We start from the raw sequence: 17,210 nt of genomic DNA, 5'->3' as shown, positions 1-17,210 counted from the left end.
CTCGTCGCACTCGTGGCCCTCATCGCGGCTGCGCTCCTCGCTACGCGGCGTAACGAGTAACGCAGCAGCGACACACCACACTCGCTAACCACCGGCCCTCACGGGCCGACCCCGTGCGGCACTTCTTTATCGCGCGACGCCTCGACCGGACAGCGGTAGCGCTCGACGTTGCCATCATTTCCCGGCAGACGCAGGTTCTGTGTACTCTCTGCTTTGACTCAGCGACTACTGTCTAGCGCAGAGTCAAACAGAGCGAATGAATGCACAGAAGGTGAGTGCCGATGGCGGGGTCTCTCACTCCTCAACGAACAGTCCGGCTACGATCGTCTCGATCAGTGCCTCGTCGACCCGCTCGGGGTCAGTCGCCGCAACAGGATCACGCACGAGCTCTTGGGAGCGCGTGGTGAAAATCAGTGATGTGATCACGTCTCGAACGAGCTCCGGGTCGTCGAATCTAAACGACTCCAACTCTACCCACTGGTCTGCGTACCCTAGTGACTGCGTCGGTGGCTCCCCTGCGAGCGACTCACGCTCCGCTTCTGAGAGTTGGTCGAGTAGCGCTTTCAACTCATTTTCGACGATCATCCGGGAGATGAGCGGATTGTCACGAACCTCACGGAACAGCGTCTCCATCATTGTTCGAACCTCCTCACGAGGCGTCTCTGCGCCCGCGACCGCAGCATCCACTCGCTCGATTAGCCGGTCGCGCTCCGTTTCGAGCACCGCCATGTACAGCATCTCTTTCGAGTCATAAAACTGATAAAACGTGCTCGTGCCGATCTCCACTGCCTCCGTCACATCTTTGATCCGCGTTCGCTCAAATCCATGTCTGGTAAACAGCTCTCGGCCTGCCTCGACCAACTCGCTGCGAATATGCTCCCGATTTTCATCGCTAAACCTGGTCATTGACTCGACTGATGTGTCGGTGTAGGGTAACGGTTCTGAAGTGGCATACACTGGTTTACGAACCCACGAACGAAAACATTATTGGTTCGTGAGTTTTCGTACGGATGTGAAGCGACTCCATATTCACCCACGTGTCTCATCTCTCGGGCGACAGACGCCGTTCCGAACCGAGCCTTCTCGCTCAGACGACCAGCATAGAGGTGCGACGGGATACAATCCCGATCACACCCGCGTGACACCTGCGATGACGAACGTACTCGCACCGCTCGCGAGCAACACGCATCGCTGCGACATGAGGGTGATCGCGTGAAGGGTCGTCGCGCGCTCGCCGCGCTCGTCGTCGTCTCCCTGTTCGTCGCCGGGACGGCAGCGGTTGCCGGCGGACCGGTCGCAGCCCAGACCGCAGGCGACAGTACCGCCAGCCAACAGCAAGATGGAACGCTGCTCCGCGGCTCACCGGATCTCGATGTCTCCGTCGCACAGCCCACGATCAACGCCGGCGAGACAAACGATGTCACGCTTCAAATCACGAACGACGGCGATCTCGATCTCGGCTCGTCCGAGGCGCGAGAGACCGTCACGACCGCACGGAACGTGCGTGTTGAGGCCGACGCCGAGGACACACCGCTCACCGTCGAGACCGGGACGTCCGCCATCGGCTCAGTGACCGAGAGTCAGCCCGGCGAGGCGCCCATCGCTGTTAGCGTCCCCGACGATGTCGACTCCGGAACCTACGATATCGACGTCGAGGTGGACTATTCGTACACCTACCAGGAGTCGAGCGGGGTCGTCTACGACCGATCTCGAACGATGGACAGCGAAGTTGAAGTCGAGGTGAGCGACGACGCTCGCTTCGAGATCACGAACGTGACGACCGATGCACAGGTCGGCGACACAGGGACGCTCGAAGCAGACGTAGAGAATGTCGGCGCCGACACCGCGCGCGACGCGACGGTCGCGTTAGAATCCACAAGTGCCGGATTCGCATTCGGTGAGAGCGCGGAGGACTCCGCTCGACTCGGCCGACTGGAGCCCGGCGAGACGACGACAGTGACCTACGACGCCGGCTTCGACGCTGGCGCCCCGGTCCGCGACTACGCGCTCGACGGAACAGTCACCTTCGACACCAGCGAGGGGTACCAGCGAGCGGACGACAGTCTGTCCGCGAGCGTCACCCCGCTCGCCGAACAGGAGTTCTCGCTTACAGACGTAGAGTCCACTCTCCGCGTCGGTGAGGACGGTGATCTGACTGGTACTGTCCACAACGACGGCCCGTCGACGGCGCGTAGCGTCGTGGTCCAGTATGCGGGTGACGATCAGAGCATTAACCCGGTCGAGCGGTCGACCGCCGTGGGGACGCTGGAGGCCAACCAGAGTACGGACTTTTCGTTGCCGATATCGATCGGCGGTGAGGCCGAGGCCGGCCTGCGCTCGCTCGACATGGCAGTAGAGTATCGAACCGCTGAAGGAGAGAGCCGTGCCGACGAGCGCCTGGCGGTCGATGCCGATGTCGCGTCCGAGCGCGATCAGTTTGACATTGCGGTACAGAACCGCACGATCCAGACAGGCGAGACCCGCACCGTCGAGGTCGACGTAACGAACAACCTGAACGAGACTGCAGACGATGTCGAAGCGCGGCTGTTTGCCGACGACCCGCTCGACAGCGGTGACACCGACACGGGATACATCCCGTCGCTCGATCCCGGCGAGACGACGACGATGAGCTTCGAGGTGGCGGCTACTGACGCTGCGGCGCCCGGGAACACATACCCGGTTTCGTTCGACTTCCGCTATGACGATGCCGACGGCGACAGCCAACTGACGGACACTACCCGCGTTCCGATCGATGTGACCGAACGTGAAGACGGCGGCCTACCGTTACCGGTCATCGTCGTCGCGTTCCTCCTCGTCGGGACGGTCGCACTTGTCATCTACCGGAGGCGACAGTAGCCGATGTCGCTCGGCGAGCAGGTGGAGTCCGGCGCACGACGGCTCAACGATGCCATCGTTGATCGCCCCACACGCGTGATTATTGCGTTCCTCGTGCTCACAGTGGTGTTCGCCGGCGGGATGGGGCTCGTCAGCACTGACACCGAAGCCACCGACTCGTTCACAGAGGGTCTCGACGAACAGGAGGCGCTCGACGCGGTCAACGATGAGTTCGAAGACCCCTTCGAGCCCGGAAGCGAATCAACACAACTCATCCACTCGGAGGGGAACGTCCTCACGAAGGAGGCGCTGCTCAGAGACCTCAGGGTACTCGAGGAAGTCGAGTCTCGCGATGACCTTCGCGTCGCCTCGGCGAGCGGGCCCGCAACGGTGGTCGCACAGACAATTGATCCGTCGGCGACCACGCCGACCGAACAGCGGCGCGTGATCGAAGCGACGAGCGAAACGCGAGTCAGACGTGTCGTGCGCGATCTTTCAGAGGATCCGCAGTTCACCAACACCGTTTCGACCGACTTCAACCCGACAAGCGCAAGCGCCTCCGCGTCGATCACGGTCGTCTCACACGACGTGCCGCCCGGATTCTCGAGCGATGACCTCCAGGATGTGCAAACGACGATCCGGTCGATCGCGTCGGACCAGCCCGGCGAGATTACGGCGTTCGGCACGGGAATTACGAACGCGGAGACCGCAAACGTCATCGGCGACTCGATGACGATCGTGATGCCCGTCGTCGTGCTGTTGTTGCTGCTGTTCTTGATCGTTGCCTACCGCGACCCGATCGATCTCTCCCTCGGGCTGGTGTCGCTTCTCATGACGGTCATCTGGACGTTTGGGTTCCTCGGGTTCTCCGGAATTCCATTCAACCAACAGATGATCTCGGTGCCGGTGTTACTATTGGCGGTCGGCGTCGACTTCGGGATCCACATTATCAATCGGTACCGCGAGGAGACGGTCGCCGGATTCGAGGCCACGGAGGCGATGCGAGAGGCGAACAACCAACTGATGATCGCGTTCGTGATCGTCACGGTCACGACCGTGTTCGGCTTCGGCGCGAACGTGATCTCCGATCTCACGCCGATCCGGAATCTGGGGATCGCCTCGGCGATCGGAATTATCTTCACGTTCCTGATCTTCGGACTGTTCTTGCCCGCGGCGAAGCTCGAGGTCGATCGCCTGCGTACGCGCTACGATGTGCCCGAGTTCAACTCGACGCCGATCTCCTCAGAGGACTCGACACTCGGCAGGGTTCTGACGTTCCCAGCACAGATCAGCAAGTACGCACCGATGGTGTTCGTCGTTGTGTTGCTCGTCACGGGCGGGATGGCCGCAGTGTACGGCAGCGGCGTCGATACCACCTTCGAGACAGAGGACTTTCTCCCGCCCGAAGAGCAACCGGACTACGTGGCCGGGCTGCCAGAGCCGTTCGCACCGAGTGAGTACACCGCTACGGAGACGCTCACCCTGCTTGAAGACCGCTTTTCGACCAACCAGGATCAGTCAGTGAAATTGTACGTCGAGGGGAACTTCGAAGAAGGACACGCACTAAAAGCGCTCGACAACCCGAACGACGACGCACCGGGAGCACTCGCAGTCGGAGAGGGGGGAGCCGCCGAACCGACCAGCATCGTGACGGTCATCCAGTCACAGGCCGAGTCGGATTCGGAATTTGGCGAGTTAGTCGCCCGTAACGACGTGGACGGTGACGGAGTCCCTGATCGTAATCTCGATCAGATCTACGACGAACTGTTCGCCTCGTCGGCTGGCGACCGCGCCGAAGAGTACCTCACCCCTGACCGCCGGAGCGCCCAAGTCGACTACGCGATCGACGCGGACGCCACACAGGCTGAAGCTGCAGGCGATACTCGCGAGTTCGCCGAGAGATTCCGCTTTGAGACGACCGCGACCGGTCAGGTCGTCGTCTTCGACGCCGTGACAGACATTATCTTCAACTCGGCGATACAAGGGTTGATCGTTGCGATGGGGTTGACGGGAATCTTCCTCGTCGTTTCGTACGCCGTCTTAGAAGGCAAGCCCTTGCTTGGGATCGTGAATGTCTTCCCGATCCTGATTGCGGTCGCCTTCCTGCTCGCGACGATGCGTGCGCTCGGGATGTCACTCAATGCGCTCACCGCGACAATTCTGTCCATCTCGATCGGGCTCGGAATCGCGTACTCGGTCCACGCCACCCATCGGTTCATCGACGAATTCAATGCGGGAGCGGATGCCCACGAATCGATGATAATCACACTGTCAGGGACGGGTGGTGCCTTACTCGGTAGTATGCTCACCACCTCGCTTGGCACAGGGGCTCTCGCGCTCGCTATTACCCCCGTGCTTGGTGATTTCGGACTGTTGATGGCACTGAGTGTGGTATACTCGTTCGTGTTCACCGTCGTGGCGTTACCGCCAGCTGTTCTCCTGTGGGAACGGTACCACAGTACACTGACGCGGCTCCCCACGCTGATGCCCAGCTGAGGAGATCGCGCAGTGTCCGTTGTCTCTCACAGTCTTCGTATCGGGCGTAGGCTCGTTGCGGGCGATAACAGGACGAACTCTCTGTTTCCCAAACTGTTTCAGCAACACCCGAACAGACACTGCTGAGGTGCGGCCCCGCTTAGTATCCCAACTCCGGTCGGGATTCCCCGGTCTACAGGGGGAGAAGGATGTCAATCACTCCACCGTCACGCTTTTCGCCAGATTCCGTGGCTTGTCGATCGGCCGGCCCTTCTCGTTGGCGACGTGATAGGCGAATAACTGGAGGTAGACGTTTGCCACCAACGGTTCGAGAACACCCACCTCGGGCACGTCAAACGACACGTCGAGCGTGTCGTACTCATCGTCCGCCGAAACACATCCTAACGCGGGCGCGCCACGCGTCTGCGCCTCGGTGACGTTGTTCATCGTCTCGTCGGCCCGTGCGCCTGCGGTCAACACTGCCACCACGGGCGTCGCTGGCGTCACCAGCGCGAGCGGGCCGTGTTTGAGTTCGCCCGCAGCGAACCCCTCGGCGTGGTCGTAGGAAATCTCTTTGAGCTTTAACGCGCCCTCGAGAGCCACGGGGACGCCGAGCGCCCGTCCAACGAAAAAGAACGCCTCGCTGTCTTGGTACTCTTGTGCGGCCTCGCGGACCTGTGGTTCCTCGTCGAGCACCTGCTGCACCGCCCCGGGTAACCCCTGCAGGTCCGCTAGCACGGAACGCGCGGCGGCGGCCCCGAGCGCGCCGCGGTCGCGTCCCACGGCCACCGCGAGCATCGCGAGCGTCGCCACCTGCGAGGCGAACGTCTTTGTCGCGGCCACGCCGATCTCCGGGCCAGCGCGGATGAACGCGGTGTTGTCGACTTCCCGCGTGACGGTGCTTCCCAGAGTATTGGTCACGGCGACCGTCCGCGCGCCCGCGGCGTTCGCGCGCCGCACCGCGCCGAGCGTGTCGGCGGTCTCTCCGCTCTGAGTCACGGCGACAACGAGCGTCCGGTCCGGGCTGCGCCCCGCGCCGAACGCGTACTCGCTTGCGATCTCGACGGTGGCGCGCACGCCCGAGAGCTCCTCGAACAATTGCGCCGCGTACCGACCGGCGTAGTTGGAGGTGCCGCAGGCGACGATCTGGATCTCCTCGACGTCGGCGAGAAAGCCCGGCGGGAACGAGACGTCGAGGTCGACGTCGCCGCTGGTGGTGTCGAGCCGCCCGGCGAGCGTCTGCCGGAGCGCCTCGGGCTGCTCGTGGATTTCTTTGCGCATATAGTGGTCGTAGCCACCCTTCTCTGCGGCGTCGGCCTCCCACGTCACGGTTTCGGTCCCGCGGTCGACCACCTCGCCGTCAGCAACGATCGCGACGCCATCGGCCGAGAGCGCCGCCACGTCGCCGTCTTCGAGGTACGTGACATCGCGGGTGTGCTCAAGGAAGGCCGTAACGTCGCTGGCGACGAACGTCGCGTCCGCACCACGGCCCAACACGAGCGGGCTTCCGCGCCGTGCGACGACGATCTGATCGTCCCCCTCGCGAACCGCACAGATCGCGTAGCTTCCCTCGAGGCGGTCCTCGACGCGCTGGACCGCAGCCAGCAGGTCGGCGTCGGGGTCAGCGACGAGTTCGTCTTCGATCAGGTGCGGGATCACCTCGGTGTCGGTGTCGCTCGTGCACTCGTGGGCCGATAGCTCGCGTTTGAGCGTCTCGTAGTTCTCGACGATGCCGTTGTGGACGACGGCGACGTCGCCCACACAGTCCGTGTGCGGATGCGCGTTCGCGTCTGTCGGCGGGCCGTGCGTGCTCCAGCGCGTGTGGCCGACACCGTGCGTCGCGTCGGGCACGTCGGGAACCGTCAGCGCGTCGACCTCGCCGGATCGCTTCGCGACGGTGAGCCCGCTCGTCGCGCCCACAAGCGCGACGCCCGCGGAGTCGTAGCCGCGATACTCGAGGTTTGTGAGCCCGCGGTGAACGATGTCGCCGACGGTCTCACCGCCGCCGTCACTAGCCGTCCCGTCCTTGTCGCCGTCTGTGCCGCCACCGACGTAGCCGATGATCCCACACATCCTTATCCCCTCCTGACGACCGCGTCGGATTCAACGCGGCCGTCGATCACGACTCCCGCCTCGGCCCGAACGCCGTCGCCGACGACCGCGCCCTCGGTGAGCGTCGCGCCGCCGCCGACCGACGCGTTGTCCCCGACCACACCGCTGAGTTCGACGTCGCGGTGGACCGCGTCGCCGACGACCATTTCTGACGCGCCGCCGGCGACCGTCACATTGGGCCCGATACGGGCGTTGCCGGCCACGACGGCGTCGCGAACGACCGCGCCCGCACCGATGACGGCATCGGGAAAGACGACCGCGTTCTCGACGACCGCGTTCGCTTCGATCGTCGCGTTGCTCCCGATTGCCGTGCTCCCGCCGATCGTGACGTTCGCGCCGACGCGAACGGTGCCCGCGAGCACCACGTCGGCAGCGGTACTCACCGACTCGCCGAGCGACGGCGCGTCACTGTCCGGCTTGTTCTCTTCGATCACGCCTGCGTTGACCGTCAGCAGGTCCCAGAGGTTCGACACGTCGAGCCACCGGCCGTCGTACGACACCGCTCTGACGCCGCGTTCGCGAGCGATGTCGGTGAGCGTGGCCGTCAGCGCCAGCTCGCCAGTCACGTCGGTCTCGCGGATCGCATCGAAGATAGCCGCCGAGAACCCGTACACACCGGCGTTGATTCGGTTGGTGGTGACTGGTCCCTCAGGCTTTTCTTCAATTTGTGTCACCCGGCCGTCGCCGTCGCTACTCACGACACCGTACTCGCGCGGGCGTGCTGCGGTCGTGACCGCCATCGCCGGAAACTCATCCTCACGAACGCGATCGCAGATCCGTGAGATGATCGACGGATCGACGATCCGGTCGCCGTTGAGCACGAGAAAGGTGTCGTCAACTGCTGACTCGGCCTGTAACACGGCGTGGCCGGTGCCGAGCTGGGTCGCCTGTTCGACGTACTCGATCGTGACGTCCCAGTCGTCGCCGTCGCCGAAGTGATTCCGGATGCGCTCCTGCCGGTAGCCGACGACGAGGACGATACGCTCGATGCCGGCCGCGGCGACGGCCTTGACGACGTGTTCGAGCAGCGGCCGGTTCGCCACCGGAATCATCGGCTTCGGTCGTCGGTTCGTCAACGGCTTCAGCCGGCGCCCCTCACCGGCTGCGAGAATTACTGCGGTCACGGGGTCTTCGCTCATGCTGTAGCCGTCGCCCGCCCGCGGTTTAAATCGCTCGCGGTTGGTTTCGCGGTGGAGTCAGTTCTCCCGTCGACGGACGCCGGATCCACTACCAGCGAACAGCTGACGGGACTCTCCCGGTCGCTACTCGGACAGCCGGTCGCGCGTCAGTACTTCTCCGGGATCGGTCGTCTCGCCCGCACCCAGCTTGACGCCGGCGTTTAGCGACGTATTAATCCCGGTCTTTGCGGCGTCGCCGACGATCGCACCGAGCTTCCGACGGCCGGTGTCGACGGACTCGCCTTTCACCCGCAGTCGGACGTTTGCGTCGTCGTGCCGGAGGTTCGCCACGTTCGTCCCCGCACCGACGTTCACGTCGCGACCGAGCACCGAGTCACCGACGTACGAGAGGTGTCCGACAGACGCGTCTGCCATCAGCACCGAGTTTTTCACCTCGACCGAGTGGCCGACGTGTGCACCCGGTCCCACAACCGTCGAGCCGCGGAGGTACGCATTTGGTCCGACCTCCGCGCCCTCACGAATCAGCACAGGCCCTTCGACGTACGCTCCCGAGCGGACGGTCGCCCCGCCTTCGACGAGGACTGGACCGTGAAGGTGCACGCCCTCCTCGACGGTTCCGACCTGCTTGACCCCGTCAGCAAACTCAGCGAGCGCCAGTTCGTTCGCCGCCAGTACCTCCCACGGGCGCCCGACGTCGAGCCACGTTCCCTCGTAGGAGGCCACATCGATCCGGTGGCCGTCGGTGAGGAGGTGCTCGATCGTCGTCGTGATCTCGTACTCGCCGCGCTCGCTCGTGGGCGTCCGCTCGATGTACTCGAACACCGACGGCTCGAACGCGTAACAGCCGACGTTCGCGAGGGTCGTCGGTGGATCCGCCGGCTTCTCGACAATCTCCGCGAGCGAGCCGTCCTCGGCCGTCGATATCACGCCGTACGCCCGCGGGTCTGGGACCTCGGTGGCCGCGACGGCCGTCCCCGCCGCATCGGCGAGCGCGCGCGGCAGCGACGCGTCCACGATCACGTCGCCGTTGAGCACGAGGAAGTCCTCGTCGACGACGGGGTCGGCCTGGGCTACCGCGTGGGCCGTCCCCAACGCCTCCTCCTGTCGGACGTAGGTAATCGGGTGATCGCGGTACGACTCGCCGATCGCTTCGCGGATCGCCGCGCCGCGGTAGCCGGTGACGACGACGAACTCGTCCACGACGTCGATCGCGGTGTCGAACACGCGTTCGAGCAGTGTTCGGTCCCCGACCGGCAGCAGCGGTTTCGGACGACGGTCCGTCAGCGGCCGCATGCGGGTCCCGCGGCCGGCCGCGAGCACGACTCCGTACATGTCCAGTTGCGATGGCGGGCCGGGTTTTATCGGCTCCGGTACTGGCGCGCGGTTTGTCTGGTTTCGTCGTGCGAGAGGACGATGGACACAGCGGTGAACGGTGCGGTGATTCTCGGTCGAAGGACAGCTCAGAGTCACCCGACGAGGGACACGAATAACGGCTGTTAGCACAGTCCGGCGTCCTCCTGTTCGACCGCGAGAGTGGGTCGTTCAAACCGAGAGGGCAGGGAGAGTGTGAACCCTGATCTCCCACCCGTCGAGATTCCTCCGGCTCCAAGCGGAGGAGGATGTCACGGAAGAACATATCGCTAGTCACGTGTGGGCCGCACGCTCTAAGTCGTTGAACGGGGGCCCGTTGTGGGTCACACTCCCAGTCAGCCCGAGTGGGAACTGACGAAGCGTTCCCAACACTGCCGCAGCAGCGAATGAGATCGTCGGTGTGCTACGCGGTTGATTCGATAATGAAGCGTTTGCCTTCGACGTCTTCGACGAGCGCGCCCCACCCACCAACAGTGAGCGTGTCGCCGTCGACATCGAGTGTGATTGTGGCTTGTTCGATGAAGCGTTCCAGGGGGGTGAGTCCGTTGTGGTAATCAACGTAGTCCAGATCGATCACGTGACCGATGATTTCTCGTTCAACGCCGGAGGCACGGTCGACGCCGATGACGCGGAGGGCAACGCCATGACCGTCGTCGATGAGAGGCACGAGCCGGTCGATACACTCTCGAATGTTTGTGTACGCGGCGGGAAGGGACTCAGTGCGGTCGTCGTAGACTGTTTCCCAGGTTTCCCAGAGCCCGAGCTGGAAGAACAGGTCGAAGACGCGCGAGAGTGAGTAGTCGTTGACCATGACGCCGTACTCGTGTGCGGGGTGGAGTGAGCGTTCGGGCGCGTACCGGATGTGCATGCGGTCGGCGATCACGACGAACGGTGTCGGGAGTCGTCGGTACCGGACTTCCGTGGCGAGTCCGCTGAAGTCGATGGGTAACTCCGCAGGTTCGATGTCGGCGTTGTCGCCCGGAGAAAGTGCGAGTTTGATGTGGACGCCGCGGTCGTACGCGTCGGCGAGCGCGTCTCGGAGTTCGTAGAATTGTTCGAGATCGAGAGCGATTTGCAGTTCGGTTTCCGCGTCTTCGATCGCGTCGCGTGATCGGTCGTAGATCGCGGAGAGTGGCCTGACGACGCTTACTTGATGGTTTTCGACGGTCGGACGTTCCCAGCGTTCTTGCACGGCGTCGGAGGCGTCAGTGATAGTGTCGGCGTAGTCGTCGAGGTCAGCGATAACTTCGGACGGGTCGCCGGCGCGGGCGTGCAGGTTCCCGTCTTCGTATGTTTCGACGTATTCGCGCGCTTCGAGTTCACGGAGGACGTCGTAGATGCGTGCTTGCGGGACGTCGCACGCGTCAGCGATTTCTGTGGCGGCGGCGCTTCCGAGTTCGAGAAGCGTGATGTACGCGTCTGCTTCGTACTGTGTGAGGCCTGTGTCTTGGAGGACGTCTCGAAGCCGGTCCTTCTCCATATCGGGCGTTGGAGACATTCGGTGTTAAAGGAGGGCACCTGAGGGCAGTGATTCGGTTTCACGGGCCCGGTTGAAGATCACGTCGCCGCCTTCGTCGAACACGTTCACGTCGCCGCCTTCGTCGAACACGTGGATCCGGTCGTGCGGGAGTTTCAGGCGGACGGATTGCCCGGCTTCGACGTCGTATTCGCCGGGGACGAGCGAAGTCATGCTGTGGGAGCCGACAGAGAGGTGGAGGACGCTCTCTTTGCCCATCGGCTCGACGACATCGACGTGTGCTTCGATCGTTTCGGGGCCGCGGTCACCGGCGATTGTGATGTCTTCAGGGCGGATACCGAGGGTGATGGTGTCGTGGGTTGAGGCGGCCGCATCACGGATGCGTTCCGTTTGCTCGTCGGTGAACCCGTATTCGACTGTGTCGCCAGTGCCGGTGCCGCGCTCCGGGTGAAATGAGAGATCGAGGAAGTTCATCGAGGGAGAGCCGATGAATCCGGCGACGAACGTGTTCGCGGGTTCATGGTAGCATTCGAGCGGGGTTGCGAGTTGTTGGAGCTTACCGTCGTTGAGCACCGCGATCCGGTCGCCCATCGTCATGGCTTCCGTCTGGTCGTGCGTGACGTAGACGGTGGCGACGTCGAGTTGGTTTTGGAGTTGTTGGAGCTCGGTCCGCATTTGGGTTCGGAGTTTCGCATCGAGGTTGCTGAGCGGTTCGTCCATGAGGAAGACGGCTGGTTCGCGGACGATGGCGCGGCCAAGTGCGACCCGTTGTTTTTGTCCGCCGGACAGCGCGGATGGGAGTCGATCGAGGAGCTCAGGGATGCCGAGCATCTCCGCGGCGCTGGTTACGCGGTCTTCGATTTCGTCAGCAGGAAGCTCGGTCGTCATTTGTAAACCAAAAGACATGTTTTCTTCGACGGACATGTGCGGGTACAACGCGTAGTTTTGGAACACCATCGCAATGTCCCGATCTTTTGGTTTCTCGTCGGTGACGTCTTCGTCGCCGATTGTGACGGTGCCTTCCGTCACAGTTTCGAGGCCGGCGAGCAGTCGAAGTGTAGTCGATTTCCCACACCCTGACGGACCGACGAGGACGAGGAATTCGCCGTCTTCGATCGCTATTGAGAGGTCGTCGACGGCGACGACACTTTCTGTGCCCGTATCGAACCGCTTTGTCACGTTCTCGTAAGTGGCGTGTGCCATTCTCTTACACGAAGACGTGACTCCACACACATAGTTGTTACTACTGTAGTAGTGTGAGTAGAGTTTTTATATGGAATCAGAATCCTGCGAGCCACGGGAGAAACTCAGGGACGAGATACCAGAACCACTGGAACGCCCAGGCTAATCCCATCCAAAACAACCCCCAATACGGGGCGGGAAATGCTGGGCGGACGGGCCACTCGCTGCCCTGATGGTCCATCCCTTTCGGGTACACGTAATCCGCGAGTAAGTGGAGAACCAGTCCCACTGTCACGAAATGGATACTGCGTTCGACAACAGGAGTTAACAGGTCGCCTTGACGGAGGCTCCAGTGTGCGACTGCAGGAAGGAACAACGAATGGGCAAGCCACGACCGATGGCATCGCTCATCAACCGTATCGAGCTCGGGGAGTAACGCACCGACGACGAGCGGAACGACGATCAGCGGGTGATGACCGAGAAGTACCGCGATGAACGCCACCGGAACACAAGACGTGAGGTGGAACTCCCGGCTCGTCACGCGACATCACCGCGCTGATACGCCAGCACGACGGACCGAGCGCCGCCCCCGTTCAACTCCGTGTACACGAGCACTTCTAACAGCGCCAGTAAGCCGAACAACAAGAGCGGTACCGCGATAACGAGCGCAAGACAAAGCGCGCTGACTGCGACGACCGTCGTCGCGTGCAACACGGTGAACGACGGCGTCGAAAACAGATGATAAACTGAGTCACGACCGGCCGTGAGGAGTGACACAGACGAGTCGAGTGAGACGAGTGTTGCGGTCCGGAGCGTCACGATGACGACGGTCGTGAGGACGTAGACGCCCGCGGCCGCTGCCAGGAGGACCCACGGGTTCCCGGACTCACCGGCTGCGAGCACATACCACGTGAAGGACGCAACCGCGCCCCAGACAATGAGTCCAAGCGGTGCCCCGCGAACCGCCGTCTCTGTGAACGTCGTCCTGTACAGTTGGAGTCGCTCGCGTTCAGTGAGACGGACCCCGTTGCGCCGGGCATCGACGACACGGCGAAGGGTGGTTACTGCCGCAATAATGCCCCCACCGAGTCCGACCACACTCACTGCGGTCACCGTCGTGAGCAGACTCACGAGTATGACGGTGACGAGTTCCGAGTAGGCGACGCGGAGGAACCCAGACAGCGTCACGACCGGGTCCGACGTGGGTTGTGTAGTCATCGTAATCGGGGTATCGTCGCGAGTACGTGGTTATTGTGCTGGATTCGGGAGTGGGTGTTGTGTAATTGCGCGGTGTAACGCGAACGGCGTCGCCGCAGCCCACGCTTGCGGTTCACACGCTTCGCCGTATTCCACTGGAGTTGTCGTCTCGTCTCGATCGAACCCCGCAAACAGTTCCGGTAGCCGGTTGTTCCCACGAGCGCGAGCCACCTCAACGAGACCGCGCGCGACCTGGCGGGCGTCGTCTTGCCGGCCTGCCGCCGCGATGCCGAGCACGCAAAGCGAGTTATCGTGCGGCCATACGCTCCCGCGGTGGTAGCTTTGTGAATTATACGCGGCATGCGTCCGAGACAGGGTCCGAATCCCCCACCCGGTGAACATATCCTGGCTCAGTAATCGGTCGACGACGGCGTCCTCGCGGTGATCGGGAACGATACCACTCCAGAGACAGTGTCCCGGATTCGAGGTAACTGTGGTGACTGGCTCGTTGTCGCCGTCAAGCGCTACGGCATAGAATTGCTCGTCCGAAAGCCAGAACGCGTCATCGAATTGCCGTTGTAGCTCAGTTGCGTCCCGACGGAGGACGTCCGCATGGTCCTCGTCACCCATCACCCTTTCGGCGAGATCGGCGGCACGGTTCCGCGCGTCGTAGGCGTACCCCTGGACTTCCGCGACGGCAAGCGGTCCGGTCGGATGTGAACCATCGGCGTGAACGATACCGTCACCGCTGTCTTTCCACGCCTGATGCGTGAGCCCGTGCCCGTCGTGGTCTGCCGGGTATTCGAGGAATCCATCGCCGTCTGTATCCCCGTGGTCGGTGAGCCAGTTGAGTGCAGCCTCGACGTGGGGCCATAACTCACGGACGAACGCGTCATCACCCGTGTACCTCCAGACCTCGTGCACGAGAACGACGAAGAGGGGCGTGGCATCGACAGTTCCGTAGTACGGTGAATGCGGCGTTTCCTCGCGGATCGTTGTCTCACCGGATCGGGTTTCGTGCAGGATTTTCCCCGGTGTCGCTGCGCGGAAGTCATCGGACTCGCTAGCTTGGTGTGCGGCGAGGTATCGGCACGTGGCTTTCGCAATGTCCGGTCGAACCTGCAGTGACTGGAAGGCGGCGATGAGCGAATCTCGCCCAAAGACTGTGGCGAACCACGGCACGCCGGCCGCGAGCACCGGGCCGTATTCGGTGTCAAGGGTGAGCTCAAGCAGGTTCCGCTCTGCCTCCTGTAACACCGGGTCCCAGTCGTCGCGTGACGGTGAAGTGGTTTGGGCGTCCCAGTCGGCTTCTCGCCGGTGGACTGCTGTTCGCGTCGCTTCGAACGCTTCGGCGGGGGTGCTCGATTGCTCGCCAGGCGTTGTTACGACGTGGAACGTCGCGTCCGTGTGGGCGGCGAGCGTCAGTGTCGCCGTGATCGTCGCGTCAGAGCGGCCGGGCGCAGTGTCTACGGAAACGGTCGTTGTGTCGGCTGCGGCCGCCACGTCAGTGACGAGTGTCGTCGCCCAGTCGTAGTCGATGTCGGATGGGTCGTACGAAAAGACTGCGCCAGCGACGTGTTCGGTGGTCGTACCGGAGCCGGGCTGTGGCTCGATAGCGGTTGCACGGATATCGCGGCTCCGGGTAGCTTCGTGTCCGCGGACTTCAAACAGGTCATCGAAGCGTGTTCCGGCCGTGAGAGTGAGGTCGATCGTGCGGTCTCGCGACGTCAGGTTAGAGACGGTAACCCGCTCGACGAGCGTATTCTCAACGACTTGATGCCGCTTGACGTGGACGGTTCGAGAGCCGTTCTCGATGGGCGAGCCTGCGTGAAGGATGCGCTCCCCGGGTCTCGGGGCGACGTTTTCGAGCGATTCGAGGGTCTGGTCGGTAGATAGCGAGTACCCGTCGAGGTGCTGCGTGTCGGCGTGGTAGAATCCGTCGTGGGACCGGTCCGGAGTTCCATCCTCATTGGTGACGAGGAAGGTAGATCCGTTGACGACCGTGCTATCCGATTTCATACTCCTGTAGCATACCCGTTGGTATATAAATAATGGGTATACAACTACTGGAGTAGTTTGAGTAACCAAGGATTTATAATGATAGAGTAGAACATCCGAGGTAGTCATGACAGACCATGTCACAAACGGGTCGACGTACACACGGCGACGCGTGCTCGGGGGCGCAGCAACTGCCGGGGGAATCGCACTCGCAGGCTGTTCCGACGGCGGCGACGGTTCCGAAGGAGCCGTCGAAGCCGAGGGGAGCGCTGAACTGGAACTCACCGGCTGGGCAGCTGATGACACCGAAGCGGATCTCGTCCGTGGACTTGCGGAGAATTTCGACGAGAACCACGACGAGATCAGCGTTACGTATGAACCCGTTCAATCGGAGTACGAACAAACGATGCGGAGCCGTCTCGGCGGTGGCGAAGCGCCGGACGTGTTCTACCTCGATGCGTCGTATTTCAGCTCCTTCGCCGACGAGGACGTGCTGCTGGATCTCGACCCGCTCACGGAAGTCGACGAGTACGACGTCGGCGACATTTTCGATCCGCTGCTGGAGGCGTTCCGGTTCGACGGGACGCTGTACGGCATCCCGAAAGACTTCTCGACGCTGTCGCTCTATTACAACGAATCGATCCTTGAGGAGGCGGGCGTCGACGAAGTGCCGGAGTCGTGGGGCGGACTCCAAGATGCACTCACCGCGATCGACGACACGGGAAGCGTCGACGCGCCGATGGTCGAGTTTGCCAACGCCCGCATGTTCTGGTCGCTCCTCCACCAAAACGGCGGGCAGGTCCTCTCAGACGACGGGAGCGAACTCCTGTTGGACTCACAGGAGTGCATCGAAGCGCTCGAATTTATGATCGAACTGCGCGACGACGAGGTACTCGCGGTACCGAGCGAAATCGGCGTCGACTGGCACGGACAAGCGATCGGTACCGAAGCGACCGCGATGGCCGTCATCGGTCCGTGGGCCCTTCCGGCCCTGGAAGGCGACTTCGAGGAGGTCGAAAGCGACATCGGCGTCGCACACATTCCGTACCCGTCGAGTGGCGAACGCGCCACCGCCGCCTACACGGTGTCGTACAGCTGCGCCGCAGACACTGACGCACCCGGTGCGTCGAGAGAGCTGGTCACCGAGCTCACAGACGACGAGGGGATGGCGGAGTGGGCGCGACAGGGGCTCGCGCTGTCCGCTCGCGAGTCGCACGCCGACCTCGACTACTACGCGGACCACGAGCGACGGCGCACGCACCTCGAAGCTGGGGAGTGGTCGCATCCCGTCGCCTTCGGCCCGGAGAGCAACGCTATCCTCAATCGCGTCAACCCCCTGCTGGAGGGCGCGATGCTGGACGAACAGGAGCCGGCAGAGGCCCTCGAACGCGCGACACAACAGGTGAACGACGAGGTACTCTAAC

The 17,210-nt window shown here is 62.8% G+C and carries 13 protein-coding genes and 1 pseudogene; 5 read left to right on the top strand and 9 right to left on the bottom strand.

Features of this window, described 5'->3' with window-relative positions:
- Positions 1 to 60, top strand: a 60-nt coding sequence (locus U4E84_RS19040) for a PGF-CTERM sorting domain-containing protein (RefSeq protein WP_369698427.1), incomplete at its 5' end; no start/stop codon positions are given.
- 234 nt (positions 61 to 294) lie between these two features.
- Here the strand turns inward: U4E84_RS19040 and U4E84_RS10800 are convergent.
- Entirely contained in the window at positions 295 to 906 is a 612-nt protein-coding gene (locus U4E84_RS10800) for a TetR/AcrR family transcriptional regulator (RefSeq protein WP_322532101.1), read from the bottom strand.
- A gap of 306 nt (positions 907 to 1,212) precedes the next feature.
- Between U4E84_RS10800 and U4E84_RS10795 the strand changes: the two genes are divergently transcribed.
- Together U4E84_RS10795 and U4E84_RS10790 are read left to right on the top strand one after the other, a co-directional pair.
- On the top strand, positions 1,213 to 2,856 hold the full coding sequence (locus U4E84_RS10795) for a CARDB domain-containing protein (RefSeq protein WP_322532100.1): 1,644 nt from the start codon (positions 1,213 to 1,215) through the stop codon (positions 2,854 to 2,856).
- 3 nt (positions 2,857 to 2,859) lie between these two features.
- Positions 2,860 to 5,331: an MMPL family transporter gene (locus U4E84_RS10790; RefSeq protein ID WP_322532099.1), complete on the top strand. Its 2,472-nt coding sequence runs from the start codon at positions 2,860 to 2,862 to the stop codon at positions 5,329 to 5,331.
- A 195-nt stretch (positions 5,332 to 5,526) separates the two neighbouring features.
- Here the strand turns inward: U4E84_RS10790 and glmS are convergent, their stop codons facing one another.
- The 3 genes from glmS to glmU all read right to left on the bottom strand — a co-directional run bounded on the left by glmS (position 5,527) and on the right by glmU (position 9,893).
- Positions 5,527 to 7,383, bottom strand: coding sequence for a glutamine--fructose-6-phosphate transaminase (isomerizing) (gene glmS, locus U4E84_RS10785; protein ID WP_322532098.1), 1,857 nt, complete (start codon positions 7,381 to 7,383; stop codon positions 5,527 to 5,529).
- A 2-nt stretch (positions 7,384 to 7,385) separates the two neighbouring features.
- Complete coding sequence (locus U4E84_RS10780; RefSeq protein ID WP_322532097.1) at positions 7,386 to 8,561, bottom strand: sugar phosphate nucleotidyltransferase; 1,176 nt, start codon at positions 8,559 to 8,561, stop codon at positions 7,386 to 7,388.
- Positions 8,562 to 8,684: 123 nt separating this feature from the next.
- Positions 8,685 to 9,893 (bottom strand): bifunctional sugar-1-phosphate nucleotidylyltransferase/acetyltransferase, encoded by a 1,209-nt coding sequence (gene glmU, locus U4E84_RS10775; RefSeq protein WP_322532096.1) that lies wholly within the window; start codon positions 9,891 to 9,893, stop codon positions 8,685 to 8,687.
- A gap of 66 nt (positions 9,894 to 9,959) precedes the next feature.
- Here glmU and U4E84_RS10770 point away from each other — a divergent pair.
- A pseudogene (locus U4E84_RS10770) lies at positions 9,960 to 10,138 on the top strand (RNA-guided endonuclease TnpB family protein); the annotation flags it as partial.
- Positions 10,139 to 10,335: 197 nt separating this feature from the next.
- On the opposite strand, the gene U4E84_RS10765 reads toward U4E84_RS10770, so the two are convergent.
- From U4E84_RS10765 to U4E84_RS10745, 5 genes are all read right to left on the bottom strand, one after another.
- Complete coding sequence (locus U4E84_RS10765; RefSeq protein WP_322532095.1) at positions 10,336 to 11,412, bottom strand: TrmB family transcriptional regulator; 1,077 nt, start codon at positions 11,410 to 11,412, stop codon at positions 10,336 to 10,338.
- A gap of 24 nt (positions 11,413 to 11,436) precedes the next feature.
- Positions 11,437 to 12,612: a sn-glycerol-3-phosphate ABC transporter ATP-binding protein UgpC gene (locus tag U4E84_RS10760; protein ID WP_322532094.1), complete on the bottom strand. Its 1,176-nt coding sequence runs from the start codon at positions 12,610 to 12,612 to the stop codon at positions 11,437 to 11,439.
- A gap of 76 nt (positions 12,613 to 12,688) precedes the next feature.
- A complete protein-coding gene (locus U4E84_RS10755) occupies positions 12,689 to 13,132 on the bottom strand; it encodes a hypothetical protein (protein WP_322532093.1) in 444 nt (147 codons plus the stop codon).
- Positions 13,129 to 13,779 (bottom strand): hypothetical protein, encoded by a 651-nt coding sequence (locus U4E84_RS10750; RefSeq protein ID WP_322532092.1) that lies wholly within the window; start codon positions 13,777 to 13,779, stop codon positions 13,129 to 13,131. The genes U4E84_RS10755 and U4E84_RS10750 overlap by 4 nt, the downstream gene beginning before the upstream one ends.
- A gap of 60 nt (positions 13,780 to 13,839) precedes the next feature.
- Positions 13,840 to 15,807, bottom strand: a complete 1,968-nt coding sequence (locus U4E84_RS10745) for a glycogen debranching N-terminal domain-containing protein (protein ID WP_322532091.1) — start codon at positions 15,805 to 15,807, stop codon at positions 13,840 to 13,842.
- Positions 15,808 to 15,913: 106 nt separating this feature from the next.
- On the opposite strand from U4E84_RS10745, the gene U4E84_RS10740 reads away from it, so the two are divergent.
- Positions 15,914 to 17,209 carry an extracellular solute-binding protein gene (locus U4E84_RS10740; protein ID WP_322532090.1) on the top strand — a complete coding sequence of 432 codons (1,296 nt, stop codon included), beginning with the start codon at positions 15,914 to 15,916 and terminating at the stop codon, positions 17,207 to 17,209.
- Position 17,210: the final 1 nt, after the last annotated feature.

Source organism: Halorubrum sp. AD140 (assembly GCF_034497445.1).
In the GTDB taxonomy this organism is placed as follows: Archaea; Halobacteriota; Halobacteria; order Halobacteriales; family Haloferacaceae; genus Halorubrum.
This window is presented reverse-complemented; position numbering and strand designations above follow the sequence as displayed.

What these genes read in the sequence shown, in the direction of transcription:
- U4E84_RS10800 (WP_322532101.1), bottom strand. Translation starts at nt 906, where the DNA reads ATGACCAGGTTTAGCGATGAAAATCGGGAGCATATTCGCAGCGAGTTG.
- U4E84_RS10790 (WP_322532099.1), top strand. Translation starts at nt 2,860, where the DNA reads ATGTCGCTCGGCGAGCAGGTGGAGTCCGGCGCACGACGGCTCAACGAT.
- glmS (WP_322532098.1), bottom strand. Translation starts at nt 7,383, where the DNA reads ATGTGTGGGATCATCGGCTACGTCGGTGGCGGCACAGACGGCGACAAG.
- U4E84_RS10780 (WP_322532097.1), bottom strand. Translation starts at nt 8,561, where the DNA reads ATGAGCGAAGACCCCGTGACCGCAGTAATTCTCGCAGCCGGTGAGGGG.
- glmU (WP_322532096.1), bottom strand. Translation starts at nt 9,893, where the DNA reads ATGTACGGAGTCGTGCTCGCGGCCGGCCGCGGGACCCGCATGCGGCCG.
- U4E84_RS10765 (WP_322532095.1), bottom strand. Translation starts at nt 11,412, where the DNA reads ATGGAGAAGGACCGGCTTCGAGACGTCCTCCAAGACACAGGCCTCACA.
- U4E84_RS10760 (WP_322532094.1), bottom strand. Translation starts at nt 12,612, where the DNA reads ATGGCACACGCCACTTACGAGAACGTGACAAAGCGGTTCGATACGGGC.
- U4E84_RS10745 (WP_322532091.1), bottom strand. Translation starts at nt 15,807, where the DNA reads ATGAAATCGGATAGCACGGTCGTCAACGGATCTACCTTCCTCGTCACC.
- U4E84_RS10740 (WP_322532090.1), top strand. Translation starts at nt 15,914, where the DNA reads ATGACAGACCATGTCACAAACGGGTCGACGTACACACGGCGACGCGTG.